The organism is Chromobacterium sp. INPA-IVC (assembly GCF_059047085.1).
This window is the reverse complement of sequence record NZ_JBTNLS010000002.1, coordinates 318,032-335,297: the sequence shown is the minus strand read 5'-3', so window position 1 is coordinate 335,297 and position 17,266 is coordinate 318,032. Positions and strand designations below refer to the sequence as shown.

Annotated in this window: 12 protein-coding genes; 7 read left to right on the top strand and 5 right to left on the bottom strand. The window is 50.6% G+C overall.

The genetic code is table 11. From position 1 onward, the window contains the following. Positions 1 to 2: 2 nt before the first annotated feature. From ACX17K_RS04375 to ACX17K_RS04345, 7 genes are all read left to right on the top strand, one after another. Positions 3 to 845 (top strand): TnsA endonuclease N-terminal domain-containing protein, encoded by an 843-nt coding sequence (locus tag ACX17K_RS04375; RefSeq protein WP_493773851.1) that lies wholly within the window; start codon positions 3 to 5, stop codon positions 843 to 845. Beyond that, entirely contained in the window at positions 842 to 2,986 is a 2,145-nt protein-coding gene (locus ACX17K_RS04370; protein ID WP_493773850.1) for a TnsB C-terminal domain-containing protein, read from the top strand. Before ACX17K_RS04375 ends, ACX17K_RS04370 begins: the two co-directional genes overlap by 4 nt. Continuing rightward, on the top strand, positions 2,979 to 4,601 hold the full coding sequence (locus ACX17K_RS04365; protein ID WP_493773849.1) for an ATP-binding protein: 1,623 nt from the start codon (positions 2,979 to 2,981) through the stop codon (positions 4,599 to 4,601). The genes ACX17K_RS04370 and ACX17K_RS04365 overlap by 8 nt, the downstream gene beginning before the upstream one ends. A 10-nt stretch (positions 4,602 to 4,611) precedes the next feature. Further along, positions 4,612 to 6,330, top strand: coding sequence for a TnsD family Tn7-like transposition protein (locus ACX17K_RS04360; protein WP_493773848.1), 1,719 nt, complete (start codon positions 4,612 to 4,614; stop codon positions 6,328 to 6,330). Further along, on the top strand, positions 6,318 to 7,943 hold the full coding sequence (locus ACX17K_RS04355) for a Tn7-like element transposition protein TnsE (RefSeq protein WP_493773847.1): 1,626 nt from the start codon (positions 6,318 to 6,320) through the stop codon (positions 7,941 to 7,943). Before ACX17K_RS04360 ends, ACX17K_RS04355 begins: the two co-directional genes overlap by 13 nt. A 112-nt stretch (positions 7,944 to 8,055) precedes the next feature. After that, a complete protein-coding gene (locus ACX17K_RS04350) occupies positions 8,056 to 10,173 on the top strand; it encodes an ATP-binding protein (protein ID WP_493773846.1) in 2,118 nt (705 codons plus the stop codon). 139 nt (positions 10,174 to 10,312) lie between these two features. Further along, the gene (locus tag ACX17K_RS04345) at positions 10,313 to 12,511 is read left to right on the top strand and encodes an ATP-binding protein (RefSeq protein WP_493773845.1); all 2,199 of its coding nucleotides are present in this window, start codon (positions 10,313 to 10,315) and stop codon (positions 12,509 to 12,511) included. Between the two features lie 472 nt (positions 12,512 to 12,983). Here the strand turns inward: ACX17K_RS04345 and ACX17K_RS04340 are convergent, their stop codons facing one another. The 5 genes from ACX17K_RS04340 to ACX17K_RS04320 all read right to left on the bottom strand — a co-directional run bounded on the left by ACX17K_RS04340 (position 12,984) and on the right by ACX17K_RS04320 (position 17,252). Further along, the gene (locus ACX17K_RS04340) at positions 12,984 to 14,348 is read right to left on the bottom strand and encodes a DNA cytosine methyltransferase (RefSeq protein ID WP_493773844.1); all 1,365 of its coding nucleotides are present in this window, start codon (positions 14,346 to 14,348) and stop codon (positions 12,984 to 12,986) included. Beyond that, positions 14,345 to 14,560 (bottom strand): type II toxin-antitoxin system RelB/DinJ family antitoxin, encoded by a 216-nt coding sequence (locus ACX17K_RS04335; protein ID WP_493773843.1) that lies wholly within the window; start codon positions 14,558 to 14,560, stop codon positions 14,345 to 14,347. Before ACX17K_RS04335 ends, ACX17K_RS04340 begins: the two co-directional genes overlap by 4 nt. A 246-nt stretch (positions 14,561 to 14,806) precedes the next feature. Further along, complete coding sequence (locus ACX17K_RS04330) at positions 14,807 to 15,244, bottom strand: very short patch repair endonuclease (protein WP_493773842.1); 438 nt, start codon at positions 15,242 to 15,244, stop codon at positions 14,807 to 14,809. Positions 15,245 to 15,635: 391 nt separating this feature from the next. Continuing rightward, the gene (locus ACX17K_RS04325; RefSeq protein ID WP_493773841.1) at positions 15,636 to 16,364 is read right to left on the bottom strand and encodes a hypothetical protein; all 729 of its coding nucleotides are present in this window, start codon (positions 16,362 to 16,364) and stop codon (positions 15,636 to 15,638) included. Positions 16,365 to 16,898: 534 nt separating this feature from the next. Further along, entirely contained in the window at positions 16,899 to 17,252 is a 354-nt protein-coding gene (locus tag ACX17K_RS04320) for a CPCC family cysteine-rich protein (RefSeq protein WP_493773840.1), read from the bottom strand. Positions 17,253 to 17,266 lie beyond the last annotated feature (14 nt).

Sequence of the window (17,266 nt, the reverse complement as noted above, 5' to 3'; positions counted from 1 at the left end):
CTATGGCTAAGCGGCGTTATGGCTTCGATGAAGCCAAGATACAGCGTTACCTTGCAGAGGGTAGGGGTACCGGGCAGCTTGCGGCTTACAAACCGTGGTTGACCATTCAGGATGTCCCTTCAAGTGGCAGGGTCAGCCGCATATCAGGATGGAAGACTGCCCGCATTCATCACCTGCTGTCGGATGGCGAGACCGGCTTGTTCCTGATGTTTGATTGGGAGGACTCGGTTGTCGACGTACGGGAGCAGTTTCCCCTTGATCGGGAGATCACTCGCCAGATTGCTACCGACATTGGTGTCTCACATCCACGCGATACCCAGACCCAGACTGATCTCGTTATGACCACGGACTTTGTCGTGGATGTATCTGATGCGTCAGGCAGCCGGGTCATTGCTCGAACGTTCAAGCCTCATGCCGAGCTCGATGACAAAAGAGTGATAGAGAAATTCGAGATCGAGCGCCGGTATTGGGAGTTACAGAAAGTAGACTGGGGAGTGGTGACGGATGTCGAGCTACCCGCAGAACGGGTCCAAAACTTGCAATGGTTGCACCCAATGCGTTCGCTTGATGGTACGCAGATGCCTTACGAGGGGTATTGGCAGGATCGAGTAAGGGTAGTCCGTGAGAACTGGCATTCTGCTGGCTCTATGGCAATCAAAGGCTTCTGTCGCTGGCTGGAGCAGACCCATGGCTTTCAGTCTGGCGAAGGGCTGACGGTAATACGTTTCCTGCTGGCCAATAAGCAGTTGGTCATGGATCTCGATCGAGAATTTGACTCTCTCGCTGCGGTGTCCACGCTCAGGATGGCCGCTCCTGTTCACTCTGGGCAGTCCAGGAGTGCATGATGATTCTGGCCAATGATCTGCTGTTTTATCCGACTGCTGGCGAACCCTTGATTTTGCGTGTCCTGTGGATCCACCCGGCAAAGTCCATCGCCTTCGTCATAGATGTTCACTCCCCTACTGCGCTGCCCGTCATGCGGGAATACAAGGCCTTGCTTGCGGACCTCTCCGAGCGACGGGCACAGCTGATGGATGCGGATCCGTTTCTCCCTGTGGGACAGGAGCGGAGTGAAAAGCAAAAAGCAGTACGCGAGAAAGCGTGGGGGCTCATAACACCGCTAGTGAACAAGACTCCAGCGATCTTTGACAGATCTAAGCGAGGCCCCTTGGTCGCCGCGGTGGTTGCAGAAGGGCTTGCAACTCATCGCACGCTCTATGGTTATCTACGCCGCTACTGGCAACGTGGGCAAACGCCTAATGCGCTTCTCCCTGATTACATAAACTCAGGGGGCAAGGGAAAGTCTCGCATTGGGACAGGCAAAAAGCTTGGCCGTCCTCGAAAGTATGGGACCTCTTCAGGTAGAGGCTTGGCCGAGGGAGACTTATCAATCTTTCGGATTGCCTTGCAGCGCAACTATCTCAAGAACAAGCGCTTCACTATTCATTCAACGTATCAGGATATGTTGAAGGAGTTCTATTTTACCAAGGTGATCGACCCCGACACCGGTTTGGTGTCCCATGTCGACACCTCGCCGGATGGGCCGCCTACTCTGCGCCAATTTAGTTACTGGCTGGAAAAAGAAGGCCGCCAAGGGATTGAGAGAAAGCGCCGTACGCCACGCGTCTATGATAAAGACATGCGTGGGTTGCTTGGGACGTCTACCGCCGAAGTGAGCGGGCCAGGTTCTCGTTTCCAGATTGATGCCACCATAGCCGACGTCTACCTACTGTCGCGATGTAACCGTAGCAGGATCATCGGCAGGCCCGTGCTGTACGTGGTGATCGATGTTTTCAGCCGGATGATCGTGGGCATCTACGTGGGGCTAGAGGGGCCGTCATGGGTCGGGGCGATGATGGCGCTGGCCAATACCGCCGGTGACAAGGTGGCGTTTTGCAGGCAGTTCAACATAGAGATCAGCGAAGCCGATTGGCCATGTCACTTCCTTCCCGGAATCCTGTTGGGAGACCGTGGCGAGATCGAGTCCCGTTACATCGAAAGCCTGATCAACAACTTTGCCGTCATCGTCGAGAATGCCGCGCCTTACCGCGCAGACTGGAAGGGTATCGTTGAGCAGCGCTTCCGTTTGCTACCGGCAAAGTTCAAGGCGTACACCCCTGGCTATATTGAAACCGATTACGCTCAACGCGGCGGCCGTGATTACCGGCTGGATGCCACGCTCGACATGGACCAGTTCACCCAAGTGATCATCGAGTGCGTTCTGTACTACAACAACTCGCACTTGTTGGAGAGGTATGACCGGACCCGACAGATGATTCAGGATGAGGTGCCTGCCATCCCAATCGACCTGTGGGAATGGGGCATTGCCAACTGTAACGGGGCCCTCCGGCGTTGGCCGGAAGACAGAGTTCGCTTCTGCCTGCTGCCGGTGGGCACGGCGACGGTGACCACTTACGGATTGAAGTTCCTCGGTAGCTACTACAGTTGTGCCAAAGCCATCGAGGAACACTGGTTTGACATTGCTCGCCAGCGAGGCCGCTGGAGCGTAGGAATTTCCTATGATCCCCGGGTTAAAGACGAGATCTACCTGCACGATCCCGATGCAACGGCGGGGTACCAGGTGTGTTACCTGACTGATCGGAGCCGTGCCGACAAGGGCATGTCTGTCTGGGAAAGTGCCCAGCGACAGGAGCAGGAAGCTCAGCAGGCAAATAGTGGCAAGCAAAAGCAATATCAGGCAACCGCCGACTTGGCATCCCGTATCGAGTCGATAGTGGCCGATGCCGAAGCGCAGAAGCCTAGCTCGTCCGAATCCAACAAGCAACGTACCAGCAAGATTCGCCAGAACCGCACCGAAGAGAAGCAGGCCAAGCGGGAAAGCGAGCGCTTTATGCCGGCGGCCCCCGGCCAGCCGGAACCCGCCAAGGTCATTCCTCTTCGGCCTGATGCACCTGAAGACCTCGGCGTGCCGGACATTACCGAGATACTACGCAGTCTGAAAAATGACGGGAGGCGAGATGATTGATGCCAATGATGATCACCTCTGGCTTCCCGAGTACCAGAACAACCCATTCATTGCCCAACTACCCCCTATCCTGACGACAGCTGCCAGCATCCGCGCTCTCTCGGTGCCTGCGATATATGATGAAGCCGAACGCCAGTACCCCGACCATATTCGGGCGCATTGCCTGTTGCGGTTGAAGCGTTTCTTCGAACCGCTGGAGCATCACCTGGCTCTTGAGCAACATTTCGCCATGCTGCTGCGCCAAGGCTATGTCGGTAGGAACCCCAACAATGGCGACTACTTGCGGCACTTGCAGAACAACTACGAGCGGATCGAGAAGAAGGACTTGAGCGCCGGGAGCCAGCAGGTCAGTAATACCGCCGCAAGCTTTGCCTTGGTTGGATGCTCCGGAGTAGGCAAGACCAAATCCATGGAGCGGGTCCTGTCGCTGTACCCGCAAGTGATCTACCACAACGAGCCATTCAGCCTGCACCAGATAGTTTGGCTCAAGCTGGATTGTCCCTCGCGGGGATCACACAAGGACCTGTGCATCAGCTTTTTTGCCGAGGTCGATCACTTGCTAGGGACGAATTACCTGGCCAAGTACGGTCGGGATGGAATCTCTGCCGGCGTGATGCTGGTGCACATGGCGCAGGTGGCCAGCCTCCATGCCATCGGGGTGCTGGTGATCGACGAAATTCAGAATATTCAGGAAGCCAGTGGAATCAACGCCCATGACCTGATGACCTTTCTGGTTCGCATGGTGAATATCGTAGCCATCCCGGTTATCTTTATCGGCACCTTGAGCGCGTTGCCGTTGCTACAGAAGGACTTTCGTCAGGCTCGGCGGGCAAGTGGCCTGGGATCCATGGTATGGGAGCGTATGCCGCAAAACTCTAGCTGGGACTATTTCATCCAGAAGATGTGGCAATTGCAATGGACCCGTGAGTTCACCCCGCTGGATAGCGAGACCCGGACTGCGTTATATGAGGAAAGCCAGGGTATCGTCGACGTTGTCATCAACCTGTTCATGCTGACGCAAAAGTACGTGATCCAAATGCGTGCGGTCAGGAACAGGCCCGAGCGCATCGATGCCGCGATGATCCGCCATGTCGCTAAGCAACACTTCCAGATCATCGCCCCAATGATGGCAGCATTGAAGTCCGGCAACCTGAAAGCGTTGAGTGAGTTTGATGACCTGCTCCCACTGCACGAGCACGTCCAGAGGCTCTTCGATACCTGGACGTTGCAGATATCTTCCTCCGTGCGGCCCCCGGCAAGCTGTGTTCCGGCCCCTGCATCCGATGGGCCGCGCGATACTATGGTGAGAGTGCTCACCGACTTGGGGATGGAAGCTAGCGTTGCCCGAATGTTCACCGACGATGCGCTGGCGGCCAATCCTGCTGGTGACCCCCGAACCTTGGTCGGCGCAATCCTGACCCAGTGGCATCAGGGAACGGTCCCGGTGCCTACCAAGCCAAAGCCCAAGCGCGCAAAGACCCAACCCGCAGGATCGCTGCCAGAAAAAGACTTACGCCGCATTACCGAGGAGGGTAAGCAAGCAGGTCTTAGTGCTTACGAGGCCCTGAACAAGGCCGGGGTGATCAAGGCCCCTTTGGCCGACTTCGCGGCCTAGGACATCTTCCATGCTGGCGTACTTTCCGCAAATCTACCCCGACGAGCTGCTCTACAGCGTGCTGGCACGCTATCACCGCCATACCGGGTCAACCAGCCCCAAGCAGACTCTGGACGACCTGTTCGGCGATCGCCACGTGATCGCCAGGCCAGACTTACCCGGTCACCTGGAGCTGCTGGTACAGCGCATACCCACCTCGCGGGACTTAAATCGGGTCCGCGTGATCATGGAGCTGACCTTATATCCTTACTTCCTTGCTTTTGCCGATGAAGTGCGCCGAGGTTACGCGAGGCAGGCGATGGAGGCGAGGGGGACATCGGGGCTGTATTTAAAGCTGGGGCTGGCGGCCTCCCGGGTGCCGGTGGTGAACATACTGCGCTTCTGTCCAGAGTGCCTGCTTCAGATGGCGGGAGACTACGGGGAGCTGTACTGGCGGCGATCCCATCAGTTGCCAGGGGTACTGGTTTGTGTGGACCATGCTGTGCCGTTGAGAGAGAGCTCGGTGTCGCTCGGCCGCGAGAACCGCCATGTGTTCATTGCCGCAATCTCAGAAAACTGCCGGAACAGTGAGCCCTGCTGGGGCGGGGAAACCGCATCAGACCGGGATCACTTGCATGATCTTGCACGGCGTAGCGTTCGCCTTCTCAGCGAGGTGCCCCCCGCTAGAACACCGGTAGAGTGGAGTCGCTTTTATCAGGAAATGCTTGCCGACCGGGGGTTCCTGCGCGGCAACCATAAGATTGACCAATCCAAGCTGGCCCTGCGATGCCACGAGTGCTTCAGTGATGAGCTGTTCTGCCGCATAACGGGGATCCGTAGTGGCAGCGCCCTCGATACTTGGCTTATGGCATTTGGTAGGAAGCTCCGCAGCAGCCCCCACCCCCTGTGCCACTTGTTGATGCAGCAATTCCTCGAGTTTCTCCCGGCCGTCGAACGGCCCTTTGGCAAAGGGCCTTGGCCGTGCCTGAACCCACTCGAGAGTCATTGTGGGCAACCAATGATCAGTGAGGCCAGCATTCATCGCAATCGTGGACGCACAATCGGGGTCTTTCGCTGTGACTGCGGCTACCGATACTGCCGGCACCTGAGCGAAGAAGGGCTCCCCAGCGAGTGGCACAGGCCGTTGGACTACGGGCGAGCCTTTGATGCCGCGTTGCATGCAGCCACAGCCAGTGGCGTTAGCTTACGGAGCATTGCCCGCCAGTTGCATGTTGACCCGAATACCATTCGCCGGCAAAGCCGGCGGCTCGGCTTGCAGACGGTTTGGCAACTTTTGGGGACCGTGCGTTCTTCCTCTGGGAAGTCCTCGCTGCGACCGAGACCCAGGCGTTGCGCGGAAGTGGGGGGCCGCAAAAAAGATTGGCCCAGCCTGGATGCCGAGTGGGTCAACCGTATCAGGACTGGGATCGAAACGATCATGGCGATGGATCCGCCGCATCGGGTCACACTGACCCGGCTGGAGGGACTAGAGGGCAAGCGTGGCTGCCTGGGGAAAAAGCTCCATCGTTTACCCCGCACAGCAGAACTGATCCGCCAGGCCGTAGAGTCGGTGGGGGCTTTCCAGTGGCGGAGAGTGAAGTGGGCCATCGTGCGACTACAGGAGCAAGGCATTGCACCCATGCCCTGGCGAGTGCAGAAGCTAGCTGGCCTCCGGAGGTTGCCAGTACCACCAGGCCCTGAAGATGAAGAATGGTTTGATTCGTTGGGGGGGCGTGCATGCAAAGGCTGACCATCGAGACATTCGAGCGAGAGCCCGAGCCCCTCGAGGTGTACTGGCTGGCTGGGCTACTTCGGCACCCAGAAGAGGGCTGGCAGGTCCGTACCGTGGTGAGAGGGACGGAGTCAGGGCGTTTCCACATGCATGCCTTGTCGATTGGGTTATTACCCCTCCTGACACTGGGCTCTCGATTTGAAAAGGGCCAGCTGCTTCAATACCAATCTGCCGGCATGACAGTTTTTGCGACGGTTCCCGATGTGGCGAAGGCTGAAGAGCTTGGGTCCGATGCCCTGCCTGCTGGGCTTTATCCCTTCGGGGAGAATAAAGGTGGGGTGCAACGCTTACTGCGTTATCAAACTGACATCGGTACGCTGCTGGTTCCGACGATCGAGCTGATCCGGTTCCTGTTCGTGCACAACAAGACCTTGGCAAACGCGCTGATGCAACCAGGTAGCCTGATGACCCTGCATCGGCAGCAGAACTTCCAGCAGGGGGCTCCGCTGCTGCTCCATTTCAGTAGTGAGATGCCGGTCCGTCTCTTAAACCATGCCTTTGTCCAGGAGTTTGCCTGGCTGGCGTATGACCAGTCCGCACGCAAGAGCTGGGAGAGCGTGTACGGGTTTACCATTGGCAAGCCATATGTCAGCTTCATGCCTCCGCACATTCCTGATTCCAGCTGGACATTCCGTGGAGTCCAGCTGGGAGAGATTTGGCTGGTGCTAGAGCTGACGCATGTCTCAGGGCGGCAGCTGCCGTGCCAGTCACTGTCTTTTTCACATCCGGCAATGGTGCACCGGCCATCAGTACCTAAGGGTTCAGCATCGATTGGCTACAAAGATTCGACTGTTGAGAGAAGGGACAGGCAGTACAAGGTGTTTGAAGGTAAGAATTGCTCCCGGACCAACCAGCATCAGCCGGTATTGCCAATCTCCCCGAAAGGTAGTGGTTTCTCTAATCTGGTGCAGATCAAAAAAATTTGGTCATCAATAAAGCCATCCGTCGCGGGCAAGGGGAGAAAAAAAACGGGTGATGTCCCCTCCCAATCTGTACCTATGGTTGAACCTGCAAGCCTGGGGCAACAAGGGGAAAATGCAAATGTCCTGCCGATCGATTTACAATTGCTGGAGTCCGTTGCATGGAGCCAGCTTGGAACTCTGGAGTCGATGGCAAAGACGGTTCAATTGATGGCAACCATGCTGCCAGATATGCGGGTTTCGATGAGCTTCTGCAAATTACCTCTGGGTGGAATGTTTTCGATGACCGAGCGTCGGCAAAGGGTATGCCTGATTGCATTGTTTAGCTCTAAAAGCGTGCGCCCAGTTGTTTTGCTAGATGTTGAGAGGTCAGGCAATCATGCACTGTCAACATTGGCAATAAGCTTTAATAAGGATGATGACTCTATAGAGGCTGTAATACAGAGTGTTCTGAAGGGGGTGGTGAGTAATTACGGCCGCTGGAGTAATCTGGTAGAGAAAGATTTTTTTGGCATGTGTAATTTCACTCGCTTGCCACGAATAATTCCACATAGAGATAAAGCTTTTGAAAACCGCCATGTCTGGAAGTGGGCGGTAAGATTGTGCAGGAAACTTAATTTCCCAGCGTTTGTACGTGGGCGATTTGCGTGAATTGATAATTCAATGATATATGATCATGAAGGTGGGTTTTATAGTGCCATCATGATTTAGAAAATTATGCAGATTATATTTTGTAGCTTATTTATATAAAATGGTGATAAAGATGGATCAAGAAAATAAAAATTACGGCAACTCACCGGTAACACCGTTAGAGTTAAGGTTTTCACATAATGTAATCGAACATTTGGGGTTAAAGCTATATCAAAATAAACCAACAAATGTTCTTGCTGAGTTGGTTTCTAATTCATGGGATGCAAATGCAAGAAATGTGTGGATTGATTTAAGTACCGATGCTGATGGAAGTCCTACTAGTGTTGCCGTTGCTGACAACGGCGTTGGCATGGATGAGCAAAAATTGGTGGATAATTATCTCGTTGTTGGCAAAGCAAAAAGGGATCCAAGTGATCCCGGAGGTAAGATTATAGGTGGACGAGCCCCTATGGGTAGGAAAGGCATTGGCAAGCTGGCCCCTTTCGGTGTCGCAAAAGAAGTTGACTTAATCAGTGTAAGTAGCGGACTGTCCACATGGCTACGCTTTAACTATGATGACATGCTTGGTGAAGAGCATGGTGCAGCACAATCTCTTACGGTATATAGACCAAAGGAGATTGCAAGAAATGTCCCTCTTGCGCAAATAAATGCCAATGATGCAGATGGAGAGAAAGAGGTTGTAAAAAGGTTTATTGAGAGAATTGAAGAGAAAGGCGCAGGGACGCTTGTGCTTGCGAGAAAGTTGACTCTTCGTAGACCTATTTCACCACAGCAATTAATGGAGTCCTTGGGACGTAGGTTCACTGTAACTCTTGCAAGAGAGGACTTTAAGGTAGAAGTCAATGAAGTACTTCTTGGGGAAAGTCACGCATTTCCGACATGGGAGCTAAGAATCCCTCCTGAGGGCGTTGAAACTACGACAGTAAGTACCCGTCACGGTCCTAAAGAGGTGAAGTGTTGGGTTGGGTTTGTTGCAGAGGCTAGTTGGCCGCAAGAGCAAGCCGGTGTAGGTGTATATGCTCATGGAAAAATTGCACAGGATCGTCCCTTCTTTTTTGGAAATAAAGGTAATGAGATTTTCTCAAGGTATATGTATGGTGTAGTTGAGGCGGACTGGGTAGATGAGCTGTCATATGATGCGATTTCTACAGACAGAACATCGATTGATTGGGAGGATGCCGAGTTTGATGAGTTCAAAAAGTGGGGCGGGGAGAAAGTAAAAGCTTGGATCAATGCATATCAACGCCATAGAAAGGAGGCGGCGAAAGCGGAAGATACTAAGTTGGTAGATAAAGTTATTGAAAATAATACCGACCTTAAAGTTAGAGATTCTGAAAAAGAACACTTAGTCGAATTACTTGCTGACATTACTCCCCGGCTTGGAAAAGAGTCAGAGGATAAAGAAAAGCTTGTGGAAGCGGCTGTACGTGCCTGGGTCCATGAGCCTGCTAGGAAGTTAATTAAGAAGCTCTGGGAAGAAGCTTCTCTCTTTGATGCAGACAAATTTTCCTTAGTGGTGCAGCGGCTCGTTGATCAGCTAGTTCCAGAAAGTCTTTCACTCGCAGTCGTATTTGCACAGCGTGTATATGCTCTTACTCAGCTTGAAAATCACATTATGCTCGGCAAGGAGACTCAGCTTCAAACACTGATAGAAGAATTTCCATGGATACTTGACAACAGTTATGAAAAATTCTTTGCTAGAAGAGCTCTAAAGACTATTTGTGATGAGGCTGAGAAAGAGGGGCTCATTCAGGCGAGGGCTAGTCATGTATCAACGCCGACGGACTATACAAAACCGGATTTTGTATTTCTTTCAAATGCAGATGATGCGAATATTTTGGTCGTTGAATTGAAAGGGCCGGATGCAACCGCATCATGGCCTGAGTTTCATCAACTTCATTCGTATATGACGTTCTTGCAATCTAGGTTTTCAAAGTCAAATGTAACTGGCATATTGGTGGCGCGTAATTTTGATGAAGGCATTGAGAAGCAAAAAAGCAATGCAATGACTTATAAGAAATGGCAAGATTTGCTTCTTAGATCACGTAGAGATCATATGGATCTTTTGGCAGCATTGTTATCAGGTACAGATGCAGACGCAAATGATGCTCGTATCCAACAGATCTGTGAACTTGGAGGGAAGCCTGTGCGAGACTTTCTTGTTCAAATGAGCGATAACAATACAGTTTTATCAGACTTGGTTAAAAAACTTGGGCCTGTTAAGAGTTAATAAGCTGAGAAATGGTAACGCCAAGGCAGTATGTTAATAGAGGGCTGGAGTTGGTTGTGCATAATTATAGGAAACACTCCACCACCAAAGTTTGTGGAATCAATAGACAAAGTGTGCGCCGAGTCAGTAAGGAAGAAAAATGAATAACAAGCCATTCAAGCTTGAGTTTTCAAACCGAGTGATTGAACATCTCGGCATCAAGCTATATCAAAATAAGCCAACAAATGTAGTTGCCGAGTTTTTGTCCAACAGCTGGGATGCCGACGCAACCAAAGTCTTTATTGATTTAAAAACTGGCGCTGATCAAAAGCCCTACATTGTCATTACAGACAACGGAAGGGGAATGACGAGAAACGAGCTAACCGACGAGTTTCTTATCATTGGGCGGAACCGTCGAAACTCCCCAAGCGATAAAACCGCAGGTGGCCGCTCGCCAATGGGACGTAAGGGTATTGGAAAACTGGCAGGCTTCGGGATTGCCTCAGTGGTTGATGTTTTATCCCTACCAAACCCAAAGATCAGGACGGAAGAGAGTGCGCCAGAACCGCTCGTCTATTGGCTTCGCTTCCATTTGAGTGGCCTGATAGAAGCCTCCACGACGATTTCCAATAGTGTGTACGAGCCGGAGGTCATTGCTGATGGGGTCACCATCGAGGCGCTTAAATCGCGTTTAGAGGGGAATGAAGATAAAGCCATTTACGATCAATTTATATCGAACGCGCAGGACGGGGAAGGTGGCGTCTGTGTATATTTGAGTAACACCTCCCTCAAAAAGGCCATGAATATCGACCAGTTGCTTCAGTCAATGGGTCGGAGATTCACTGTGTCCATGCTCAGAGCTGATTTCGACGTAAGGGTCAATGGGAAACAAGTTACCCCTGAAGATGCGCTGCCTCCGCTTCATAGTTTTGGCTTCGGTGAGTATAGCAAGCCAGAGACTGAAAATATCAAAATTTGTGGCGAATCGAAAGAGGTTCGCTACTGGGTTCGCTTTGTGAATCTTCCAGGCTCCGACTGGTCTATTGAGCAAGCAGGAATCGGGATATACGCTCACGGGAAAATCGCACAGGATCGCCCATTCTTCTTTGACCTAAAAGGTAAGGAGATTATGAGTCGATACATTTACGGTGTTATCGAGGCAGACTGGCTTGATGAACTCCCGGTCGATGTGGTTTCTACAGACCGACGCTCTATCGACTGGGATACTGAACAAACCGCAGCATTCCACGCGTGGGGGCAGTCAAAAGCATCATATTGGATCGAGGAGTTTCGCAAGTGGCGCGCTCAGCAACCAAAGAACGAGATCATAAAGCGAATCAGAGAAGTATCTGGCACGCGCCTTTCTGGCACTGAAGAGGAAGCTTTGGCTGAACTTCTTAATGAAGTCCTGCCTAGTTTGGCTGACGACGAGGAGACGAAGAACAAAACGACTCGTAGTTTTGCGGAAGCGTGGACACATACGCCCACAAGAGTTCTAACCCAAAGCCTCTGGCAAAAGCTTTTTTCCTCCATGGACTCCGATTCAGCAGTTTTTGCCGGATTAATCGAGAGCTTGCGGAAAAGCATGGTTCCGGAAGCCATGGGGTTGGCAGTGACAATGGCTCAGCGTATCGCTGCAATTACGGTGATGCGCAAAATGATTGATACCAATAAGACTGAAACCCATTTGCAGAGGTTGATCGAATCTTTCCCATGGCTCCTTGGTCCCCAATGGGAAAAACTTTCTGCCAATGAAAATATCAGGACGCTCTGCAGGGCGGCAGATAAAGCTGGGGTGCCCGCAGATCCGGCTGTACCAGCCCAGAAGACCGATGCTCTCAAACCAGACTTTGTTTTCTTAAGCGATCCTGGAGAAGAGAAGGAGTTTATAGTTTTTGAATTAAAAGGACCAGAAGTAGGAAAAACTCTCACCCCAGCGGAATATCGTCAGCTGGACGAGTATATCTACTTAATTCGATCTAAGTTCACAAGTCCAAAAATTCGTGTTTCAGGAGTGCTGGTTGGTGCAGATAAGGGAGGTATCCACGAAAACAACTCGGACATCACGGTGAGGACATGGTCAGAAGTCTTGCTTGAGGCACGTCACCTACATGTCTCCTACCTCCAAGCTTTGCTGATTGCATCCAACCCCGACGCGAATGATCTACGCCTACAGCAGATATCAGACTTTGGCGGCAAGGATACTGTTGAACTAATTAAGCGATTTGCGCCTCTGGCGAGCTTTGACAAAGTCATACTTGAATCACTGGAGGCAATCGGTGATACGCCTAAACTTGCTATTCCGACGGAATCGACTGGCCTAGAGGGGCCATCTACAGCGGAGGGGACAGTAGCATAACTGTTCTGTCGCCAGAAGATTCAAACTAAGGATGGTTTGCAAAGTCGCGCCATGCTGCTCTTTGTATCGTCATGATGACCTAAGACGATACGGTCATTGACGCAGCAAAGTTTGGCTGAGGAATGATGGTGGCGTGAACACGGTGAAGGGGGAAATTGACTTACCCCCATTCACCGTACAAGCAGTAAAGGGAGAAGTCATCGGCTTGCATAGTGGTTGAATTGGTTTCAGTGCTAGCCTGTGGCTGGCGGTGCGGTGCAACCAATACCGCTGGCGGAATTCGGCCAACTGAGCCACGTGGGCGTACCTGTTATAGCCATCCCACCATGCGGCATGATCTGCCCAGCCTCCTCCGGCATCTCGAAGTAGTGTTCATTCAGGTATTCATCGCGTAACCGCTCATTAAAAATGACCACATAGCTACTTTGTATCGACTGCCTTGACTTGATCAGAGTTTGGCTCGACAAATAAGCTAAAGCTGTGAAGCATTTATGAGATGAGATATTGCAATCCCAAAACGGTATGTTACTAATGGAGGAACTGCTTCGCCTATCATCTCTCGGATTAAGTAGCCTTTGCGGAAATGTTGTTCAGGTGGCCAAGTAAATGAATCCGGAATTGCCTGTAATCGCGCACACTCTCTTGCACTTAAAACCCTGTTTTGGGTTGGATGAAGTTTTAAATCGCTGCTGAAGTGACCGCTAGCCGTAGTTATCGTTGGTGCTAGCTCATTTGGTAGCATGCGTTTATAACTTGTCTTGAACCCTTTAATCGCCCGTATGGAGCCGTCTTTGTTGGCTACGTGTGGGCGATTTTTCATTTCAGCACCGCAATTATTGCAATGAACAGTAAAAATTGGCGTCTGCTCATCCTCGCAATATGAGCACTTATTTTCCCAAGCACTTTTCCCACTGCCGTGGGGAATGCCGGCTATCCAACTGTAATGTTTTTCCGAATAATGTGGAACTTGATGTAATGGATCTAGCGGAGAGATCGCTGTTGTTTCATCTATCCCATCCAGTGCTTGTAGGTCATTTAGAGCCTCGATTATGTTCGATGGTGTACCACTAGGGTGTGCAGGCCAATTTTTCGGGGAGAGATAGTTTGTTAAAATGTTTGATGGATCTGAAAATTTGTCATTTCTAATAAATATGGCAACAGATCTACGTCGTCGTTGAGGGACGCCTATTTCCGAAAAACAAATGACTTCTTGAAGACCGACATATTCTGAAAGTGAGGCGCTTATAAATTCATGTACTCTCCCGATCATCTTCCCATTTTCACTGCGTATTTTTCGCACTAAAAAATTAGGGACATTCTCAAAAAGAATAACAGTGGGTTTCAACTTTCTGGCAACATAGAGTGCCTCAAAAAAGAGATGATTTCTTTCATCCTTGCTTGCGTGATTGGGGTCTTCGCGTAATCCACGGCGAGCATTAGCCGTGCTGAACCCTTGGCAAGGAGGAGTCGCAATTAAGAGGTCAATTTTTTTTCCATCAAGTGTCGCGATGAGATTTTCCTTGTCCTCTCGAATATTTCCCCATACATGCGCTCCAATATTTGCACGATGCACTGCACCTCTGTGAGGATCAATTTCGCATGCTGCAAGACAATGCCCTCCTGCCAGCTTCAGACCATAGTCACCGATTCCGGCTCCTGAGAACAAACTTACGAAAGTAAATGGCTCACCTAGGGGGGAGATTCCAGTTAAGAAATTTTTGTAATCGATGCTCCCATTTTTTTCATTCTGTTTTTTCTTAATCATTGATTTATCTTCGAGTGACATTACAACTGCTTTTTCAGCGGGTGGGGACAAGACGGTATCGATAATTTTCATTTTGTTTTTTCGCTATCTTGATCGTCATTTTGTGGCGATGATTTGCCCCTGACTGCAAAAGGAAGTTCCTTGCGGCGCACAAGTTCTATTAAGAAAAGACGTACAGCAGAACTTACCGTCAGCCCTAGATCGGCACAGATTTCACCTGCGGCATCTTTGAGAGGCTCATCTAGACGAAGCAGTAAGCTGGTTGTTTTTTTGGGAGCGGCCATACTTGCATTGTAGCATATGCAACGGATATTCAATGTATATATGATGTATATACGTTTTTTGAGTGAAATTTTTTGTTGAAAAACTACACATTTAGATGTGCCAAACGGGAAGAACCGCCCAGATGCTATAAGCGTCTAGTGTTGGGGGCAGAGTCGCTTACTTTGACGTGGCAATTGTGCCGATGAGGGGGAGCGAGATGGCGCTATCTAATGGCAAGAGAGAGATAAGCATGCATGCCAATGATCTTATTTTGTGCGCATAAAGTTCTGTAAGCGCTCGCTTAGAAAAGATGGGTCGCTTGTCTCGCATTCCCAGATGATCATTACATTCCAACCTAGTTGGCGAAGGGCGAAAATGTTTCTGTCATCGCGAGCTTGGTTGTCTCGAACTTTGGTGCGCCAGATCTCAGCATTATTTTTTGGAAGCCTTGCTCGTTTGCAGTGTGGATGGCCGTGCCAGAAGCAGCCATGAACAAAAATGATCTTCCGATGACCGGGTAGCACAATGTCGGGGGTACCTGGCAAGTCTTTGCGATGTAATCGGAACCGATAACCCAATCTATGTAGTGCTCGCCGTACCCGGATCTCAGGATCTGTATCGCGACGTCGCACCGCTTGCATTCGGATGCGGGTCTCCGGGGTGACGTTTGCGTAATCAGACCGGTTTTTGCTAGTGGTTGACATTTCTTACCCGAAGATCTGCCGACGAGGTGATGATACGGATTTATTGTAGTTCTTGGATGGCTGCGATGCATGTAAAGAACATCTTGTGCGACATCTTTAATTTCGTGGTGATATTTGTTTTTACAATTTAATCAATTTGTTAAGTTCATTTTATGATGCATCTTTATTGCATTAACACAACTAGAGCGAGTAAAGTCAATCGGATCCGAATAAAGTTTGCCGGAGTCTGACAAGTGAGAAGGGGCCGCTGGCCCCTTCTTCTTTGTTATGTCGTATCAATTCTTCAGATGTCCGCGTTTCGGCTGAAGCGGACGAACCAGGCAAAGCCCGCACTGGCGGCTACCGACCCAAAGTAGCAGTTCAACCATCCCGGAAACGGTCATTTAACGAGCTACTGTTTGATGTACTTCAAGTGGTATTTGTTAAGCCCTTCTATGTAGGCAGCCTTTGCCTCGAGAACTGGCAACTCACATTTATTGAATATCGTGCTAAGCGCTATGGTTGCGTGTGATATATGCCGACCTAGGTCTTCAAGAAATGCTCGAAGCAGCTTCAATTCGAAGAAAGGGCCAAGACTGGGCGAATCCCCTGTAGCCACAAGTTGAAACCCTTTGTAAGTCATGTGCGTCGCATATCCTGAAAACAGAGCGTACAATTTCTCCCGGTCCTGGCCTGAGTATTGCTGAAACGCACTCAAAGCCTTGCGCACTGCCGCGGGGCTGAAGTCCCTCTTTAGCTTTCTGTCGTCGGCAGCCTTCCACTGCGAAACCATAGTCGGGTCTGCTCGGAAAAGGTCTACGAGGTTAAGCAATTCCAGCGAGTCACGCATAATCTGGAATGCTGTTTGATAATACCCGGAAAGTCCAATTTTCAAGGCACAGGCTCCTGTGTTGAACAATCGAATGACAAACAGTTGCAGAGTGTGCGTATCACTGCCTGGAGTAGATGTGACCTGCAGCAGGACCGTAAGATGATCCAGTGCGTCGTGAACTGCTTGCAAATGGTCTGACAGAGCCTCGTTAGCCGTGATTGCGGTCAAGCTGTCGGTACGGATGGATTCTTCGTGTTGATGTAGGGTGCATAAGTTGTCTGGAGTCGTTGCCATAGTCAAAGTCACCATTATGAACATCTATTCCTGGCCGCATTTTTACGGCGGCGGCAGGCCGTAGCCGACTCTTTGCCGTCGGTCGAGCTTTAAAAAAGCAGATTCTTAAGAATGTTTGAGGTCGCAAAGGCCGAGCCACTCTCTTGCGCGAACTGTGGGCCTGCTCTTCGGGAAGCCGGAAGCACCATAGTTGTACGACTGACCATTTTCGTCTTCTGCCACCACAGTTGCCGAAGGATCAGGAACCAAAGCAACTCTTGCGGTTAGCTTTGAGTACGCATCAGTAGATAGTGCTTGATCATGTAGATACGCTATGTAGCCAGGCGTAAGGCGAACTTGAGAAGGCCATGCGCCATAGGTGACGAAGAAGCCTTCAATCGCAGCAAGGACCCGCGTCAAGGATTGACCGTAATATGCATTTATCATATCCAAGCCATTCCACTGAAATAGGTAGAAAATGATCTTAAGCTGCCATTGGCTGCCAGGAAAGGGAGATGTTAACGCTTGGATAAACCGCTGAGGGTTAGCTCATATGGATTGAATAAAGTGTTAGGTGCGTAGCCAATAGCAAAGTTTAGTAACGGACTTTTCATGTTGTGGGTGTGACATATCTGATTCATGATCTGGTAGCTCAACTCGCCTAACCCAAAGTGGAAACCACAGTGGGTCTTTGCTGTCTGCATCCGTCGCTATACGCACATTTTTTTTCATATTGCGGTCACAGGCGCCGAACTGGATGAAGTTCACTTGTGATTCAATTAGAGAACATTTATTTGGGCCACCTGATTGGCTTGGGTAGTAAAGCTGAAAGACATCATCCTCCCAAAAACAGATGGGACAAATATCGTAGGAACCAGGTGGCTCTTTGAAAACGTAGTAGCCACAGCATGGGCAAGTGAACATTAGCACCTAACTTG

Excerpts from the sequence above, each read along its gene's own strand:
- ACX17K_RS04355 (WP_493773847.1), top strand. The coding sequence starts at position 6,318 with ATGCAAAGGCTGACCATCGAGACATTCGAGCGAGAGCCCGAGCCCCTC.
- ACX17K_RS04340 (WP_493773844.1), bottom strand. The coding sequence starts at position 14,348 with ATGAAAATTATCGATACCGTCTTGTCCCCACCCGCTGAAAAAGCAGTT.
- ACX17K_RS04335 (WP_493773843.1), bottom strand. The coding sequence starts at position 14,560 with ATGGCCGCTCCCAAAAAAACAACCAGCTTACTGCTTCGTCTAGATGAG.
- ACX17K_RS04345 (WP_493773845.1), top strand. The coding sequence starts at position 10,313 with ATGAATAACAAGCCATTCAAGCTTGAGTTTTCAAACCGAGTGATTGAA.
- ACX17K_RS04320 (WP_493773840.1), bottom strand. The coding sequence starts at position 17,252 with ATGTTCACTTGCCCATGCTGTGGCTACTACGTTTTCAAAGAGCCACCT.
- ACX17K_RS04330 (WP_493773842.1), bottom strand. The coding sequence starts at position 15,244 with ATGTCAACCACTAGCAAAAACCGGTCTGATTACGCAAACGTCACCCCG.
- ACX17K_RS04350 (WP_493773846.1), top strand. The coding sequence starts at position 8,056 with ATGGATCAAGAAAATAAAAATTACGGCAACTCACCGGTAACACCGTTA.
- ACX17K_RS04360 (WP_493773848.1), top strand. The coding sequence starts at position 4,612 with ATGCTGGCGTACTTTCCGCAAATCTACCCCGACGAGCTGCTCTACAGC.
- ACX17K_RS04375 (WP_493773851.1), top strand. The coding sequence starts at position 3 with ATGGCTAAGCGGCGTTATGGCTTCGATGAAGCCAAGATACAGCGTTAC.
- ACX17K_RS04370 (WP_493773850.1), top strand. The coding sequence starts at position 842 with ATGATGATTCTGGCCAATGATCTGCTGTTTTATCCGACTGCTGGCGAA.
- ACX17K_RS04325 (WP_493773841.1), bottom strand. The coding sequence starts at position 16,364 with ATGGTGACTTTGACTATGGCAACGACTCCAGACAACTTATGCACCCTA.
- ACX17K_RS04365 (WP_493773849.1), top strand. The coding sequence starts at position 2,979 with ATGATTGATGCCAATGATGATCACCTCTGGCTTCCCGAGTACCAGAAC.